The 15970-nt window shown below is 63.9% G+C and carries 9 protein-coding genes, 1 tRNA gene and 1 pseudogene; 4 read left to right on the top strand and 7 right to left on the bottom strand.

Translation table 11 applies throughout. The features are described from left to right. Window positions 1–41: 41 nt before the first annotated feature. The 3 genes from selB to DAD186_RS03690 all read right to left on the bottom strand — a co-directional run bounded on the left by selB (window position 42) and on the right by DAD186_RS03690 (window position 3419). Entirely contained in the window at window positions 42–1847 is a 1806-nt protein-coding gene (selB, locus tag DAD186_RS03700; protein ID WP_065247551.1) for a selenocysteine-specific translation elongation factor, read from the bottom strand. A 10-nt stretch (window positions 1848–1857) separates the two neighbouring features. Beyond that, window positions 1858–3213 carry an L-seryl-tRNA(Sec) selenium transferase gene (gene selA, locus DAD186_RS03695; RefSeq protein WP_065247550.1) on the bottom strand — a complete coding sequence of 452 codons (1356 nt, stop codon included), beginning with the start codon at window positions 3211–3213 and terminating at the stop codon, window positions 1858–1860. 111 nt (window positions 3214–3324) lie between these two features. After that, window positions 3325–3419: transfer RNA gene (locus DAD186_RS03690), tRNA-Sec, on the bottom strand. Window positions 3420–3459: 40 nt separating this feature from the next. Between DAD186_RS03690 and selD the strand changes: the two genes are divergently transcribed. Beyond that, the gene (gene selD, locus DAD186_RS03685) at window positions 3460–4503 is read left to right on the top strand and encodes a selenide, water dikinase SelD (RefSeq protein ID WP_065248702.1); all 1044 of its coding nucleotides are present in this window, start codon (window positions 3460–3462) and stop codon (window positions 4501–4503) included. A gap of 38 nt (window positions 4504–4541) precedes the next feature. Continuing rightward, entirely contained in the window at window positions 4542–5984 is a 1443-nt protein-coding gene (locus DAD186_RS03680) for a beta-N-acetylhexosaminidase (protein WP_082991062.1), read from the top strand. Between the two features lie 134 nt (window positions 5985–6118). Here DAD186_RS03680 and nrfD read toward each other — a convergent pair whose 3' ends face one another. The 3 genes and pseudogenes from nrfD to fdnG form a co-directional block, all read right to left on the bottom strand. Then, complete coding sequence (gene nrfD, locus DAD186_RS03675) at window positions 6119–7222, bottom strand: NrfD/PsrC family molybdoenzyme membrane anchor subunit (RefSeq protein ID WP_065247549.1); 1104 nt, start codon at window positions 7220–7222, stop codon at window positions 6119–6121. Next, window positions 7219–8202, bottom strand: a complete 984-nt coding sequence (locus DAD186_RS03670) for a 4Fe-4S dicluster domain-containing protein (protein WP_065247548.1) — start codon at window positions 8200–8202, stop codon at window positions 7219–7221. The genes nrfD and DAD186_RS03670 overlap by 4 nt, the downstream gene beginning before the upstream one ends. Before the next feature lie 242 nt (window positions 8203–8444). Next, window positions 8445–11633: pseudogene (fdnG, locus tag DAD186_RS03665) on the bottom strand (formate dehydrogenase-N subunit alpha); the annotation flags it as partial. A gap of 237 nt (window positions 11634–11870) precedes the next feature. On the opposite strand from fdnG, the gene pepN reads away from it, so the two are divergent. Together pepN and DAD186_RS03650 are read left to right on the top strand one after the other, a co-directional pair. Then, a complete protein-coding gene (gene pepN, locus DAD186_RS03655) occupies window positions 11871–14426 on the top strand; it encodes an aminopeptidase N (RefSeq protein ID WP_065247546.1) in 2556 nt (851 codons plus the stop codon). 116 nt (window positions 14427–14542) lie between these two features. Next, a complete protein-coding gene (locus DAD186_RS03650; RefSeq protein WP_065247545.1) occupies window positions 14543–15469 on the top strand; it encodes a mechanosensitive ion channel family protein in 927 nt (308 codons plus the stop codon). Between the two features lie 9 nt (window positions 15470–15478). Here DAD186_RS03650 and DAD186_RS03645 read toward each other — a convergent pair whose 3' ends face one another. After that, complete coding sequence (locus tag DAD186_RS03645) at window positions 15479–15958, bottom strand: acyl-CoA thioesterase (protein WP_065247544.1); 480 nt, start codon at window positions 15956–15958, stop codon at window positions 15479–15481. Window positions 15959–15970: the final 12 nt, after the last annotated feature.

The raw sequence follows: 15970 nt of genomic DNA, 5'->3' as shown, positions 1-15970 counted from the left end.
CTCCCCGCACTGGAACCACTTCGGTGCGGGGAGAACGCAATTTAACGAACGATTTCGCGGTGCCCCGCATCGATGCGGCGCGTCCAGCCCTTTTTGTCGAGGTGCTCAAGGAGCGGAATCACGGTGCGCCGCGTGGTACCGAGAGCACGGCGCGCCTGCGAGGTGGTAAACGGCTGCGGGAGCGCCGCCAGCTCGCGCATCGCGAGGGCGGGCGCGGTGGGCAGCAGCACGAGGTTGTCCGACGGTTGCCCAATTCTCAAGAGCCGCCCCTGTTTCGCGGCAGCGGCGAGTTCTTTCGCACTCAGACCGAGCGCCGCGAGATCTCCAAGTTCCGGGGCGTTGAACGGGTCTCTCTTGAGCTTCGCTTCGAGCTTCGCAACGCTCGCTTCGGCCTCGCCGAGTCCCGCTTGCACGGAGGGGTCGACGATCAAACCGTCACGTTCAACGAGCGCCGCTTTTCGCACGATCATCGGCAGGAGATCAGGAGCTGGTAGGGCAAGGGCCTCAAAGGCTTCCTTACGCGAGAGCCCGGGGCGAAGCGCATTCGCTTTGGTCGCACCGGCAACGCGTTCCCTAAGGGCGCGGCCACGATTCTCGAGGAAGGCATCGCTCACGAGCCAGGCGCCGTCGGACACAACCCCCTCAAGCTCGCCGCTCACCTCGAAGCCCATTTTCCTCAGTTCTGTTTCGAGGATCGCTCCGCGGCGCTCAATCTCGCGCCCCACGTCGCCGTGCTCGCTCATGTGCTCAAGTTCGCTTTCACGCGCGCTCCCGGCCCCTCTTCTACGCAACTCTGGCGGGTCGACATCGAGCACCCGCACGCCGCCGAGCACTGCTCTCTCCCCCGTGCCGCGCATGACGAGTCGATCACCGATCACGAGCGGGAGGGGTTTATCGAAGGTGAGGCGGGCGTGGTCTGCGCCGAGGGGCCGCACCCGCGCGTTCACGGCCGCGCTTCCCACGTGGATCATGGTCTCGCGTGGAATATCGTCGAGGCTGTCGCCGCTCACGCTGCGCACGTCCACGACGCGAGTGAGATGGAAGGCCTCGGGGGTGAGGAGTACATCGCCGCGGTGGATGTCGCTCGCGGGAATTTGGCGAAGGTTGAGGGCGGCGCGGCTCACGGGTTCAACAGCGTCTTCGCGCGCACCCCGGGACTGCACGCCTCGCACGCTCACCTTTCGGGGCTCAGCGCCGTCGTGTCGCGTGCTCACGAGTATCAGGTCGTCGCCAGGGCGCACGGTGCCGGCCCCAAGCGTGCCGGTCACAACGGTCCCCGCTCCGTCGATCGTGAAAGAGCGATCGATCCACAGGCGCACGCTCTCGTGCGGGGACGCCGCTGCGACGCTTGCCACGAGAGCATCGAGCTCACTTCGGAGGGCATCGATGCCCTCCCCCGTCACGCCGGAAACACCGCATGCGGGAGCGTGGGCAAGTCCCGTGTCGGCGAGTTCGCGCCGTGCCTCGGCAATCACGGCCTCGACGCGATCAGGTGCGCGATCGGCACGAGTCACCACGATGATGCCGTGGGAGATCCCGAGGGCCTTCACGGCATCGCGGTGGTCGCTCGATTGGGCGCTCCAGCCCTCATCCGCAGCGACCACGAATAACACGATCGGCACCGGGCCGAGGCCCGCGAGCATATTGCCGATGAACCGTTCGTGGCCGGGAACATCCACGAAACTCACGCCGCGCCCGGAAGGGAGCGTGCACCACGCGAAGCCAAGGTCGATCGTGAGACCGCGGCGCTGCTCTTCCTCCCAGCGATCCGTTTCTATACCTGTGAGCGCACGGATGAGAGTGCTTTTGCCGTGGTCAACGTGGCCGGCGGTCGCGATGACGTGCATGGCGTCCTTTCTAGCGTTTCAGGAGCGCAGCGATCGCGCTCTCAAGCTCGTCGTCCTCGTGGTCGGGAATGCAGCGCAGGTCGATGAGGCACGCACCGTCGCGCGTCGTCGCGATGATCGGCCGCTCACGGCACCTTAGTTCGGTGGCGAGGCGCTCGGGTAGCTGCAGCGCCCACCCGGGAATGGGGACTTCAGCGCCGCCGCCTCCGCCCACACGGCCATCGTGTGGCACGACCTCGCACGGTTCGTGGATACGCGCGCGGAGTGCTCCCGCGAGTGCTTCCGTGCGCGCTTTGAGCGCGTCGGGGTTGGTGTGGAGCGCTTCGAGAACGGGAGGCGTGGGGCCGCCGACGGTGGCTTCGAGCGCGGCGAGCAAGAGCTTATCGGCGCGCATCGCCCGCGCAAGGGGGTGGCGGGCCACGCGCTCAACCCATTCCTTCTTCCCGAGGATGAGTCCGGCTTGCGGACCACCCACGAGTTTGTCGCCGCTCGCGAGCACGAGATCAGCGCCCTGTTCCAGGGCCTCGGTGAGGGTCGGTTCGTCCGGTAGCAGCGGCTCCGGAGAAAAGAGCCCCGAACCTATGTCGACGATGAGTGGCAGGTCATTGGCGTGGGCGAGTTCGGCGAGTTCAGCAACGCCCACGGCGCTTGTGAAGCCTTTAATGACGTAGTTGCTCGCGTGGATCTTGAGGATCGCGGCAGTGCTTTCTCCAAGGGCCTTTTCGTAGTCGGCGATGTGCGTGCGATTTGTCGTGCCCACCTCGCGAATCACGGGTCCCGTGGATTCGATGAGCTCGGTGAGGCGGAATCCCGCGCCGATCTCGATCATCTCTCCGCGACTCAACACAATTTCACGCCGCTCCCCCGCCCCGGGGCCCGCAAGGGTCGTCGCGATGAGCGAAAGCGCCGCGGCACCGTTGTTGACCACAAGCGCGTCCTGCGCTGCCGGGCACGCCTTGAGCAGCGCCTCACGCGTAGAGACGCCACGCTTGCCTCGCAGACCAGTCTCGAGATCGAACTCGACATCAACGTAGCCCGCAGCGGCTTCCAGGGCGTTGATCGCCTGGGGTGAAAGCGGGGCGCGCCCAAGATTCGTGTGGACGATCACGCCGGTCGCGTTGAGCACGGGCGTAAAAGCACTCACGCGAGTGTTCTCGAGCGCGGCGAGCACCTCGCCCTCCACCTCTTCCGGCGCGATCTTCCCGGCGCGCGCGCGGTTTTGCGCCTCGCGCACGAGCTCGCGCACGTTCTCCTCACCGATGCGCTGCTTCGCCTGTTCGACCGCCTCGAGCGCGAGTAGAGCATCGGTCCGTGGGATTCGCCGTCGTGGATCGTCGCCTGCTGCCGGGGGCGCGGTTCGTGACATATCGCGGGGCACCTTCGCTCGAAACTCAAAATCGCGGATGACGTGGCAAGCGTCGGACCAGCATCCCCACGTGCCACGCGCGCCCCGCCGAAAAGGCGAGGCGCGAAAGCTTGGCGGAGGCGGACGGGAATCGAACCCGCCATACCGAGCTACTCGATATCACCGGTTTTGAAGACCGGGGCGCCCACCAGGACACGTACGCCTCCGCGCACGAATCTACCAGTGAAAACGCTTAAAGTGGAAAGCATGAACGTCAACGAAGATCCCCAGAGCACCGACAAACCTGACTTCAGCAACTACCCGCGCCTCACGACCATGGCGCACGGCGGCGGTTGCGCGTGCAAGATCCCGCCGGGCGAGCTCGAGGATGCCGTGAAAGCCCTCACCGGTCAGAAATTCGACTCGGTGATCGTGGGGCTCGACGATGGTGATGATGCCGCCGCGGTGCGCGTGCGCGGGGACCTCGCGGTGCTCTCCACCGCCGATTTCTTCACGCCCGTCGTAGACGACCCCTACGACTGGGGACGCATCGCCGCAGCCAACGCCCTTTCAGATATTTACGCCATGGGAGGCGAACCGGTCGTCGCCATCAATCTCGTGGGCTGGCCCCGCGAAAAGCTCCCCATGGAGATGCTCTCGGAGGTGCTGCGCGGGGGCCTCGACGTGGGGCGCGAGGCTGGCGTACCCGTCATCGGCGGTCACAGCGTGGATGACCCCGAACCGAAGTACGGTCAGGCGGTCACGGGCATCGCGAAGCCCGACGCTCTCCTGCGCAACGATGCGGCCGAGGTGGGACTTCCGCTCACGCTCACGAAACCGATTGGCGTCGGTCTTTTGAACAACCGCCACAAAGCAACGGGCTCGAGCATCGACGAAGCCGTGAAATGGATGACGACCCTCAACGCCGAAGCCTCGAAGAAGGCTCTCGAGATCGGCGCGAAAGCCGCGACCGACGTGACCGGTTTTGGCCTGCTTGGGCATCTGCACAAAATGGCGCGCGCCTCAGGTGTGAGCGCCGTGCTCGAGCGTGCAGCCGTGCCGGCGATGGGCGATGCGCTCGACGCGCTTGCGGGGGGTTTTATCTCGGGAGGCACTCGGCGCAACCTCGACTGGGTGCGCCCCTCACTTCGTGCAGGAGCGGGCATTACCGAAGAAGATCTGCTGTTCCTCGCCGATGCGCAGACCTCGGGCGGCCTTCTCGTCGTGGGAGAGATCCCCGGGTACCCGGTCATCGGTGAGATCGTGGCCGCGAGCGACGACGCGCCCGCAGGCAGCGTCCAGGTCCGCTAGGCGCCGTCGGAAGAAAAACTGAGCGAAAGGCCCGCCCCGTGAACACTGCCCTCACCATTCCTCTCATCCCCAGCCCCGCACACCTCGAGGCGCGCGAGGGGGCATGGGAGGGTGCCGATCCTCTCGCGGTGCTCACGTGCGACATCACGGATGAGCTTCAAGACGCGGAATTTGAGCTCGAGGTAAGCGAAGAGGCGATCGCGGTGCGCGCCGGGAGCAACGAAGCCGCGCTGAATGCACGTCTCACGCTCGAACAGCTCTCCGAGCTGTGCCGCGAAGGCGAAAAAGTGCGGATCCCCGCATTAATTCTTCGCGACCAGCCACGCTTCTCGTGGCGCGGCCTCCACATCGATCCCTGCCGACACTTTCTTCCCATGGAAGAACTGCGCCGCATCGTCGAGGTGATGAGCCTCTACCGGCTCAACATCCTGCACCTGCATCTCACGGATGATCAGGGCTGGCGCATCGAGATCAACGGCTACCCGCGGCTGACGGACATTGCCGCGTGGCGCGAGCGCACCGTGATCGGGCATCACAACGTCAAGGATCCGGATGCCGATCAGTATCTTGCGGAGCGTCACGGTGGCTACTACACGCAAGCCGAGCTGCGCGAACTCGTAGCGTTCGCCCGTGAGCGCGGCATTACCGTTGTGCCCGAGATCGACCTTCCCGGCCACATGCAGGCCGCAATTGCCGCCTACCCGGAATTTGGCACTCGCCCCGAAGTGCAGCACAAGGTGCGCGACACGTGGGGCGTGAGCGAACACGTGCTCGGCGTGAGCGATGAGGCCTTCCGGTTCGTCAAAGAGGTCCTCACCCAAGTGTGCGATATCTTCGACGCACCCTACGTGCACATCGGCGGCGATGAGGTCCCCCGGGTCGAGTGGGAAAACAACCCTGCCGTTGAGGCAAAGCTTCGCGAGTGGGGACTCAGCGAACCGGGGCACGTGCAGCAGAAATACACGGAAGTGGCCCACGCGATCCTCGCCGAACGCGACCGCGCCATGGTGGGCTGGGACGAGATCCTCGAGGGCACACTTCCCGAAGGAGCCGTCATCATGAACTGGCGCTCAGCCGACACGGTCGCTGAGGCCGTGCGCCGTGGGCATGATGTCGTGGTCTCGACTGCACCCACCTTGTATTTCGACTTCCCGCAGTCCCCCGACCGCGAGGCCGAACCACTCGCCGCCCGTTGGGGCGGGCACATCGCGACCCTCGAGAACGTGTACACGGACCAGCTATTCCCCGAAAACCTTACCGCCGAAGAATCGGCCCGTATCCTGGGGCTTCAAGCACAAACGTGGTCCGAGTTCATCCCGAGCGCCGAACACTTGCAGTACATGCTCTTCCCGAGGCTTTTTGCGCTCGCGGAGCGGGCTTGGAGCGAGAACCCACCCGTGTTTGGCGACTTCCTCGAGCGCGTACCGGCGCACCTCGAGATCCTCGAGCGAAAGGGCCTCAACTTTCGCCCTCTCCCCTGACCCCTCCCTGAATTGCATAGGGGTTACGGGGGTTTGAACCGCCGCACCTCGACCGAAGTCGATGCGGCTTACGAAAAATGGGGGCTATGGCACCCAGCCATAACCCCCACTATGTCTATGCAATCCAAAGGACGCTAGTCGGCTTCGGGACCCGTCACGATCGAATCGTCCACGATTCCGTGCTTGCGGCGGCGCTCGAGGCGCTCCTTCTGCGGAATCACCGTATACTTCGGATCACGCGCCGACTGGAAGCCCGCGTCGAGAATACCGAAACGCGTAAACGCACTCGCCGCCGCGAGGCACGCACCCGAAGCAATCGCGATCGCGCGGTGTTTCTTCGCGAAAAGCCCCGTCACGGCGCCCGCAATAAGCAGCTTCTCCGCGATGTGCATCTTCTTGCCGCCATCGCCGATTTCCAGCGGCTCAGCTTCGAGAGGGTGCATTTCCTTCTTCATCGCGCGAAGCGAAAGCATGTCGCCTGCAACACCCGCGAGGGCGAGACGCTGAACCGGACCGATCTCGTCAAGCGGGGTCGACAGCATCGCCGTGCCGGACGCGGCAAGGCTCGCCGACGAGGCAAACAAGAACGGGAGCGAGAACTTGCCGCCATTCCACGCGGGAAGCGCCGAGTCACCAAGCAGCACAGCGGTGTACACCGCGAGCGGAGCGCCCGTTGCCGCCTGACCCCACGAGGCCGGCTTCTCCATGAACCGTGCGACCTTGCGAAGAGGACCGAGAGGGAGCTTCTCCCCCGTCATACGGTCAAACTCGTTTGCAAAGGTCACGCCTGCATTCACGCCGTACGCGGAAATGATCCAGGTGCCGAGGTTCATGGGGCTCGTGGGCTTGAAAGTGCGCATCATGTTGAGGAAGCGCTCCGGGCGGCCGAGGTCCGCAATGAGGCTGACCGTGCCGATGCCAAGCGCAGCGATCGAACCGACGCGCGCATTGCGGCGCAGCGTGTCACGACCGGTCGCCTCAGCGGCAAGCGCGATGAGGCCCGAAGAGCCGGCAACACCACCGAGGAAGAGGTACACGCCGATCGGGTACTCCCACGGCGGAGCCTTGACGATCTGCCTACCGTAATAGCTCGTAAACTGGACGTCCTCGACCATCGAGACCTCGCCCATACGGTTCTGACCGCGCTTACGGGCGCCGTCATACTTGGTTGCTTCAGGCCGACGCTTGCGGCGCATCGGCTGCGGCGGGCGGTAACTGTCGAACTCGTTCTGGCTCATTTCCTCTTACCTCCCACGAACATGAGGGCGGTCGTCGCGATCATTGCCCCTGCGGCGAGGGCCGCGCGGCCGTACATCTTCGGCAGATCCATCGTGCCCACACGCGGGTCCGGCGGAAGACCGTACACCTCGGGTTCGTCGAGAAGAAGGAACACTGAGCCGAGGCCGCCAACGCCGTCGTTCGGGTTGGCGCCATAGAGGCGAGCCTCGGTCATGCCCTCCTCGTGGAGCTTCTTCACGCGCTGCTTGGCCTTCGCGACCATCTCGTCGCGATCGCCAAACTTGATCGACGTTGTCGGGCAGGTCTGCGCGCATGCCGGCTGCTGACCGTCCTTGAGGCGGTCGTAGCACAGCGTGCACTTATTCGCCGTGCCCTTGTTCGGGATGTCCTGCTCGAGATGCGGGCGATCGTCGCGGTCGGTCTTCGGGGAGACCGTGCCGTCGTCACGACGCTCGATCACGCCGAACGGGCACGTGTACACGCACGTGCCACAGCCGTTGCAGACGTCGGCCTGCACCACGACAGTACCGAATTCCGTGCGGAACAGCGCACCGGTGGGGCACGCATCGAGGCAACCCGCGCGCGTGCAGTGCTTGCACACGTCCGAAGCCATAAGCCAACGGAATTCTTCCGTGTGCTTTGGCTGCTGCTCGCTCGGCGGTTTTTGACCGATCTTCGGCATGCCGAGGTTCACGAGCTGGCGACCCGACTCGCGGGCCTGCTCGATGCGCTTTTCGGACTGCTCGATAAAGGCCACGTGACGCCAGGTGTTCGCACCGAGCGAGCCCGTGTTGTCGAACGACGAGCCGAGCAGCTCGAAGTTGCCGTCTTGGGGATTGCGGTTCCATTCCTTACACGCGACCTCGCAGGCCTTACAGCCAATACAGATCGATGTGTCGGTGAAGAAGCCCTTACGGTCGTGCGTGTGCTCCCATCCCGAAACGGAGATGGGGTCAGCGGTCGTGTTGAGAAGACTCATCACACACCTCCATTCTCATCGTGAGACGCTTGCGAGTTGTCGTTGACCATGCTCGTGCGGCCGGTCTCGCCGTCTTGACCGTCGGACCCGGTATCGGTGTCCTCGTCGACCTTGTCGGCACGGCGCTGAGCTTCCTTCGAACCGGGTTTCGACGCTGCGATCCCCGTGAAGCCCGCACTGTTGGAGCCGCGGGTCGTCTCTTCGGCGACCTTGGCATCCTGGTCGGTACTCGTTTCGGAGATGCCGGCGTCCTTCGCGGGAACGGTCACGCGCTGCATGCCGGTCTCGAGGGTAATACCAGCCTCGCGCTGGTACTTCTCCACGAGGTCCACGAGCTCGGGGCCACGCGGCCTGCGGCCCGGAATCATCGCCACCGAGGAGTACTTCGAATCCTGGATGCCGGTGTTCGGGTCCATCGTGATGCCGAGCAGGTCGTTCGCACCGTCGCCCGTGATGATCGCGTCCTCGCCCACACCCCAGTGGTAGGGCAGACCGATCTGGTGCACGGTGTGGCCGTTGACGGTCAGCGGCTTGAAGCGCTTCGTCACAAGTACTCGCGCTTCGATCGCGGCACGCGGCGAGATGAGGGTTGCCCACTCACCGTTCTTCACCCCAACCTCATCAGCGAGTTCGGGAGAAATCTCCGCGAACATCTCGGGCTGGAGCTCGGCGAGGTAGGGAAGCCAGCGGCTCATGCCGCCCGCCGTGTGGTGCTCGGTGAGGCGGTAGGTCGTGAACACGTACGGGTACACCTCTTGCAGAGGCTCGCCGTAACCGGGCGCGGTGAGGTTCTCCTCACGAGGCATGACCACGCGGGTGGGCTGGTTCTGCTGCGGGTACATGATGTTCGGCAGCTTCGATTCCACGGGCTCGTAGTGAGTCGGGATCGGGCCATCGATCATGCCCTTCGGTGCGAACAGCCAGCCCTTACCGTCGGGCTGCATGATGAACGCGTCATCGCCGGCAAGCGCCGCGGGGCCACCCACGGTCGCATCGGGGCGTGCCTTCGGGTTGAGGCCCACGGGGAAGTCGGGAACGTCGTGGCCGACCCACTTCTCCTGGTCTTCGTCCCACCAGATCCATGCCTTCTCCGGGCTCCAAGGCTTGCCCTCGGGGTCCGCGGAAGCGCGGTTGTAAAGGATCTTGCGGTTGGCCGGCCACACCCAGCCCCATTCCCTTTCGGTGTAGGGGCGGCCATCGGCGGGCTCGCGCACCGCCGCATGGTTGATGCCGTCGGCATACACACCGGCGTAGATCCAGCAGCCACCGGCGGTGGAACCGTCAGCCTTCATATCGACGAACTTCGCAAGGGGCTTGCCCTTGTTCTCACCCTCGGTGTAATACCCGTTGATCTCGCGAATCACAGCCTCGGCGTCAACCTCGCCGTGTTCGTCGAGCGGGTAGTCCCACGTCATGTCAAGCACGGGCCGATCGCGGGGATCGTCCGAGTCCTTGAGGGCCTCGCGAATGCGGTTGCCGAGATCGAAGAAGAACTGCAGCTCGCTTTCGGCATCGCCCGGCGGGGTGACGGCCTGATGGCGCCACTGCACCATGCGCTGGGTTTGCGTGAACGAACCGGCTTTCTCCGTGTGGTTCGCGGCGGGCATGAAGAACACTTCGGTGTCGATGTCTTCAGTCTTCAGCTCGCCCGTTTCGATCTCGGGACCGTTCTTCCAGAACGTGGCCGTTTCGATCATGTTGAAGTCGCGAACGACGAGCCACTTGAGGTGGCTCAGCGCCTTGCGGTGCAAGCGACCGTTCGAGCTCCCGACCGCGGGGTTCTGACCGAGCACAAAGTAGCCGTCCACCTTGTCCTGGAGCATAAGCTGCAGGGTCTGGTAGGTACCGTGCGCACCGGTGAGTCGCGGCAGGTAGTCGAAGTGGAAGTTGTTCTCCTTCGTTGCACTCTCGCCCCACCACGCCTTGAGAAGGCTCGCGGTGAACTCCTCCGATTTCGCCCAGAAGCCCTTTTGCTTCTTCGTGCCGACCGAGTCGAGATAGGTCTCCCACGTGTCCGTCACGCCTGCCTTCGGCATCGGAAGGTAGCCGGGAAGGATATGGAAGAGGGCCGGGATGTCGGTCGAGCCCTGAATATTGGCGTGTCCGCGAAGCGCGAGAATACCCGAGCCTGGACGGCCCACGTTGCCCATGAGCAGCTGGAGAATCGAGGCTGTGCGGATGAACTGCGCGCCGCCTGTGTGCTGGGTCCAGCCCACGGCGTAGCAGAACGCGGTCGTCTTGTCGCGACCCGAGTTCTTCACAATCGACTCGGCGATGTACGCGAAGTCTTCCTGGCTCACGCCACAAACCTTCTCCACAACCTCGGGGGTGTAGCGCTTGAAGTGGCGCTTGAGGATTTGGAAGACGGTACGCGGGTGCTGCAGGGTTTCGTCGCGAACGGGGAGGTTCTTCTCCTCGTCCATTTCGTACTGCCAGCTCGACGGATCGTACGCGCCAGTCTCGGGATCGAAGCCCGAGAAGAAGCCATCGAGATCCTCGGGATCCTGATAGTCCTCACTGATGAGCGTCGAAGCGTTCGTGTAGTGCTTCACGTACTCCTCGAAGAACAGGTTGTTCTCGAGGACGTGGTTGATGAGAGCACCGAGCAGAACGATGTCGCCGCCAGCGCGTGTCGACACGTACTTGTCCGCGAGGGCCGAGGTGCGCGAGAAGCGTGGATCCACGTGAATCACGCGCGCGCCACGAAGCTTTGCTTCAATTACCCACTGGAAAGCGACCGGGTGACACTCGGCCATGTTGGAGCCTTGGATGATGATGCAGTCCGCATTCGCGAGGTCCTGCACCGGCTGCGTGGCTCCGCCGCGCCCAAACGAGGATCCCAAACTGGGAACCGTGGCGCTGTGTCATATGCGGGCTTGATTCTCGATCTGAATGGCGCCCGTCGCGGTAAAGAGCTTCTTGATGAGGTAGTTTTCCTCGTTATCGATGGTCGCGCCGCCGAGCGAGGCGATACCGAGCGTGCGGCGCACGGGGCGGCCGTGCTCGTCGGTATCCTGCCAGTGCTTCTTGCGCGCCTCGAGGTAGCGCTCGGTGATCATCGACATCGCGGTCTCGCGATCGAGCTTGACCCACTCTTTCGACTTGGGAGCGCGGTAGAGGATGTCGGTCACGCGCCCGGGAGCATTCACGAGCTGTTCGCTCGCGGAACCCTTGGGGCACAGGCGGCCACGCGAGACGGGCGAGTTCGGATCGCCTTCGATCTGAATGACCTTGTTGTCTTTGACGTAAATGCGCTGGCCACAGCCAACAGCGCAGTAGGGGCACACGCTCTCGACGACCTTATCGGCGGTCGTGGTGCGCGCCTTGAGGTCTTGATACGTGGGCGACTGGGAGGTGGGGCCGAGCCCCAACACATCGCGAGACTTGGCCTGCCTCAGCACAGGCCAATTAAGAGGATTTAGTGATGCCATGGCACAACCTTACCAGGGCACGCAGCAAAAGAAACCCTGGTCACAGCCCACTTTTCGAAACTTCATCGTTGCAAAAACCGGCAGGCGTCGGACCCCGGCAGCCACCCGGCCGCCCGGACACGCCCGGCTCGCTCGCCCCTCAGCTCTCCCCACTCCCCCGTGCACTCCCACGCTCGAGTGCGAAGATGGAGGTGACCCGCGCACGAAGCGGACCTTCAACCCAAGGAGACTTCGAGAATGACCTCCGAAAATCTCACGCGCGCCGAAGCGCAGGAACGTTCCTCGTTCCTCGAGACCACGCACTACGACGTGCACCTCGACCTCACGCAAGGCCCCAAGACCTTCCTCACCGAATCCACGATTCACGTGAACTCGACCGAGGCTCGCGAAACCTTCGTGGATCTCATCGCCCCGGAGGTCCTCGAGATCGCTCTCAACGGCGAAACTCTCGATAACCCCGCGGAGCGCTTCGACGGCGCTCGCGTCCAACTGCCGGCCCTCAAGGTCGGCGAAAACATCATCACCATCCGCGCGAACGGCGCCTACATGAACACGGGCGAAGGACTGCACCGCATGGTCGACCCCGTCGACAACGAGGTGTACCTCTACACCCAGTTCGAGGTCTCCGACGCACGCCGCATGTACGCGAACTTCGAGCAACCCGATCTCAAGGCCACGTTCGCCTTCACGATCACGGCCCCGGCCCACTGGCGCGTCATCTCGATTGCCCCGAGCCCCGAGCCAGTCCCGGCCGGAGAGGATTCCGACGGCCAGCCGATCGCCACGTGGAGCTTCGAGAAAACACCGAAGATCTCGACCTATCTCACGGCGCTCATCGCCGGTAAGTACGAAGGCTACGACGGCACGATCAAGTCCCGCAACGGCCGCGAGATCCCCGCGGGCGTGTACGCACGTGCGTCGCTCGCCGAATATCTCGACGGCGAATACATCGTCTCAGTCGCGCAGCAGGGCTTCGAGTTCTACGAAAACCTTTTCGATTACGACTACCCGTTCCCGACCTACGACCAAATCTTCGTGCCCGAATACAACATGGGCGCAATGGAGCACCCGGGTGCGGTGACCTTCGTTGAGCGCTACGTTTTCCGCAGCGCCGTCTCCGACGCGATTCGCGAACGACGCGACCTCACTATTCTCCACGAGCTCGCCCACATGTGGTTCGGCGACCTCGTGACCATGAAGTGGTGGGATGACCTGTGGCTCAACGAGTCCTTCGCTGAGTTCGCCTCGACCCTCTCCTCGGCACGTGCAACCCGTTGGACGAACGCGTGGACGACCTTCGCGGGTTCCGAGAAAGCGTGGGCCTACAGCCAGGACCAGCTGCCGTCCACGCACCCGATCGTGGCCGACATGGTGGACTTCGACGCGGTGGAGACGAACTTCGACGGCATCACTTACGCGAAGGGCGCCTCGGTTTTGCGCCAGCTCGTCGCATATGTCGGTGAGGAGTCGTTCTTTAAGGGCCTTCGCGCGTACTTCAAGAAATACGAGTGGCAGAACACGACCCTCAATGATCTGCTCGACGAGCTCGAGGCCACGAGCGGTCGCGACCTTCGCTCGTGGAGCAAGCTGTGGCTCGAAACGACCGGCGTCAACACGCTCCGCCCCGAAATTGAGCGCAATGACGACGGCACCGTGGCATCGTTCGCGGTCCTTCAGTCGGCCGCCGGTGAACACCCCACGATCCGCCCGCACCGCCTCAAGATCGGTGGCTACAGCCTCGAAGGCGGCGTCGTGACCCGCACCGTGAGCGTCGAGACCGACATCGACGGTGAGCGCACCGAGATCGCCGAACTCGCGGGCAAGAAGGCCGACCTGTGGCTCATCAACGACGAGGACCTCACCTACGCCAAGGTGCGCCTCGACGACGACTCGCTCGCGTTCGCCCTCGAGCACCTGCGCGATATCGATGATGAGCTCGCTCGCACCCTCGTGTGGAGCGCGACGTGGGACATGACGCGAGACGCCGAGCTTCCGAGCCGCCGCTACCTCGATCTTCTCCTGAAGAACATCGACCGCGAAAAGGACTCCTCGGTTTTGCGCACGCTCCTCGGGCGTCTGGACCTCGTGGGCACGCGCTACGCAGCCCCGGCCGAGCGCGCGGAACGCGAAAAGAAGGTTGCCTCGGCGCTGTGGGAGCTCACGCAAGGGGCCGACGGCGGCAGTGATCAGCAGCTTCAGTTCCTCGAGTCGTACCTCCAGTTCGCTGGCGAGGGCGACCTCGACACCGTGAAGGGCCTGTTCGACGGCTCGGTCACCCTCAAGGACCGCGAGATCGACACCGACCTCACGTGGCAAATCACGATCGCCCTTGCGGCACTCGGCGGAATTGACGAGGCCGGCATCGACGAGGTCCTCAAGAGCGACGACACGCAAAACGGCCGCAAGAGTGCCCTCACGGCAAAGGCGGCGATCCCGACCGCCGAGGCCAAGGCCGCGGCGTGGAAGAAGACCGTCGAGGAAGACACGCTCGCGAACGAGCACCTCACCTCGGCGATCGTCGGCTTCAACCGCGCAAGCGAGGAGCTTCGTGCACCGTACATCGAGCCGTACTTCGAGATGATCGAAAAGGCATGGGCTTCGCGTTCGAGCGAAATCGCGAACCGCCTCATCCAGGGCTACTTCCCGGGTCAGTACCCGAGTGAAGAAATCGTCGCGAAAGCTGATGAGTGGCTCGCCTCGCACGAGGACGCGATCTACGGCATGCGCCGCCCCGTCCTCGAGGGCCGCGACTCCGTCGCGCGTGCGGTGCGCGTGCAAAACGCCGACAAGTAAACCGCTGAGGAGGCTGCGCTAAGGGCGCGGCCACCGTCGGAAACCGTGGGCGGCCTCACCATCGGTGGGGCCGCCTTTTCATGCCCGTTTCAAGGTTTCCCTCCTACGGTAGGGGCATGAATTTTTTGGCAGATACCACGACCCAAGAGGCTTTCTCGCTCGTGGACCGGATAGGTCAGTGGCTGCTCTCCAATGGCGTCACGATCCTCGTGATCATTCTGGTCGCCCTACTCGTGCGCTTCGTGGTGGGCATACTGGTCAATCGCATTTTTCAGACGATGTACCAATCGGGTTCGCGTATTTCTCGCATGACGAACGTCGTCGTGAAGAAGCACCCCGATGCCGGCCTTGCGGCCGCCCACGAGGAGCGCCGTAAGCAGCGTGCAGACACGCTCTCGACGGCCTCAAAGAACGTGGCGAGCGTCGTGATTTGGTCGATCGCGTTCGTCATGATCCTCTCTCAAGTGGGCGTCAACATCGCGCCGATCATCGCCTCGCTTGGTGTCGCGGGCCTGGCCGCCGGTATCGGCGCTCAAACGCTTATTAAGGACGTCCTTGCGGGCGTGATCATGCTGTTCGAGGATCTGGTGGCCGTTGGCGATTACGTCGATCTTCAGTTCGCAGAGGGAACCGTCGAAAACGTAAATTTGCGCGTCACCCAGGTGCGTGGCCTCAACGGCGTCCTGTGGACGGTGCGCAACGGTGAAATTATTTCGCTCGGCAACTACTCGCGCGGCCTCGGAACCGCGTTTGTCATGCTCGATATCGCGAGCGGCGCCGATGATGCTGCGGTGACTGAGGCGATCCACGCCGTGTTCGATGCGCTCAAGGCCGACCACAAGTGGTCAAAGCTCATTGTCGGCGCGCCCGAGGCTACTGGAATTCTTTCGGTGGACGGTGCTCGCTATCAGCGCCGAATTACTGCCGACACCATCCCCGGCAAACAGTGGGAGGTGGAGCGCGAGATCCGCAAGCGCCTTCGCGTCGAGTTCGATAAGCGGGGCGTCGAGTTTGCGCTTCCCCGTTTCCAGGAGTCGGCGTAGAAGAACTCGCTACGCGCGCCGGAATGTCAGCGGCGCGCCTGTGACTCTCTCGAGAGCCGTGCGTAGCCGTTCCGGCATGCGCACGGCTCTCGCGGTTTCGGCCTCGACAATCACGATCGTCGTGCGCGCAATCGCGTAGGGTCGCTCCAGCTCGTCGGCCGTGAGTATTTCGTAGTCGAGGTCGAGCGACGCTCCCCCAAGCTTCGAGACCCACGTGCGCACGATGACCCCGTCTCGGCGGTAACCGAGCTGGCGCGCGTACTCGATCGTGTGGGCGGCCACGAGCGTGTGGAAGGCACCGCCCGGGGACAGCTCCGCGAGCGCGGTCGGGTAGGCGGGGGCACCATTCGCGAGCTCGGTGTCCGACGGCTGCCAAAAGGCCCTCGTGCGGGCCTCCTCGAGCAGCCGCAGATACGCGGTGTTGTTCACGTGCCCGTACCCGTCGAGGTCACTCCACCTGACGGGTACGGGAATGTCGAGAAACGGCACGACGCTCGGCTG

The sequence above is a fragment of the Dermabacter vaginalis genome (genome assembly GCF_001678905.1).
Lineage (GTDB): Bacteria > Actinomycetota > Actinomycetes > Actinomycetales > Dermabacteraceae > Dermabacter > Dermabacter vaginalis.
The sequence above is the reverse complement of the archived record's forward strand: the minus strand, read 5'-3'. Positions and strand labels throughout refer to the sequence as shown.

Coding starts and splice junctions, on each gene's coding strand:
- selA (WP_065247550.1), bottom strand. CDS start 3,213: ATGTCACGAACCGCGCCCCCGGCAGCAGGCGACGATCCACGACGGCGA.
- nrfD (WP_065247549.1), bottom strand. CDS start 7,222: ATGAGCCAGAACGAGTTCGACAGTTACCGCCCGCCGCAGCCGATGCGC.
- selD (WP_065248702.1), top strand. CDS start 3,460: ATGAACGTCAACGAAGATCCCCAGAGCACCGACAAACCTGACTTCAGC.
- DAD186_RS03670 (WP_065247548.1), bottom strand. CDS start 8,202: ATGAGTCTTCTCAACACGACCGCTGACCCCATCTCCGTTTCGGGATGG.
- pepN (WP_065247546.1), top strand. CDS start 11,871: ATGACCTCCGAAAATCTCACGCGCGCCGAAGCGCAGGAACGTTCCTCG.
- selB (WP_065247551.1), bottom strand. CDS start 1,847: ATGCACGTCATCGCGACCGCCGGCCACGTTGACCACGGCAAAAGCACT.
- DAD186_RS03650 (WP_065247545.1), top strand. CDS start 14,543: ATGAATTTTTTGGCAGATACCACGACCCAAGAGGCTTTCTCGCTCGTG.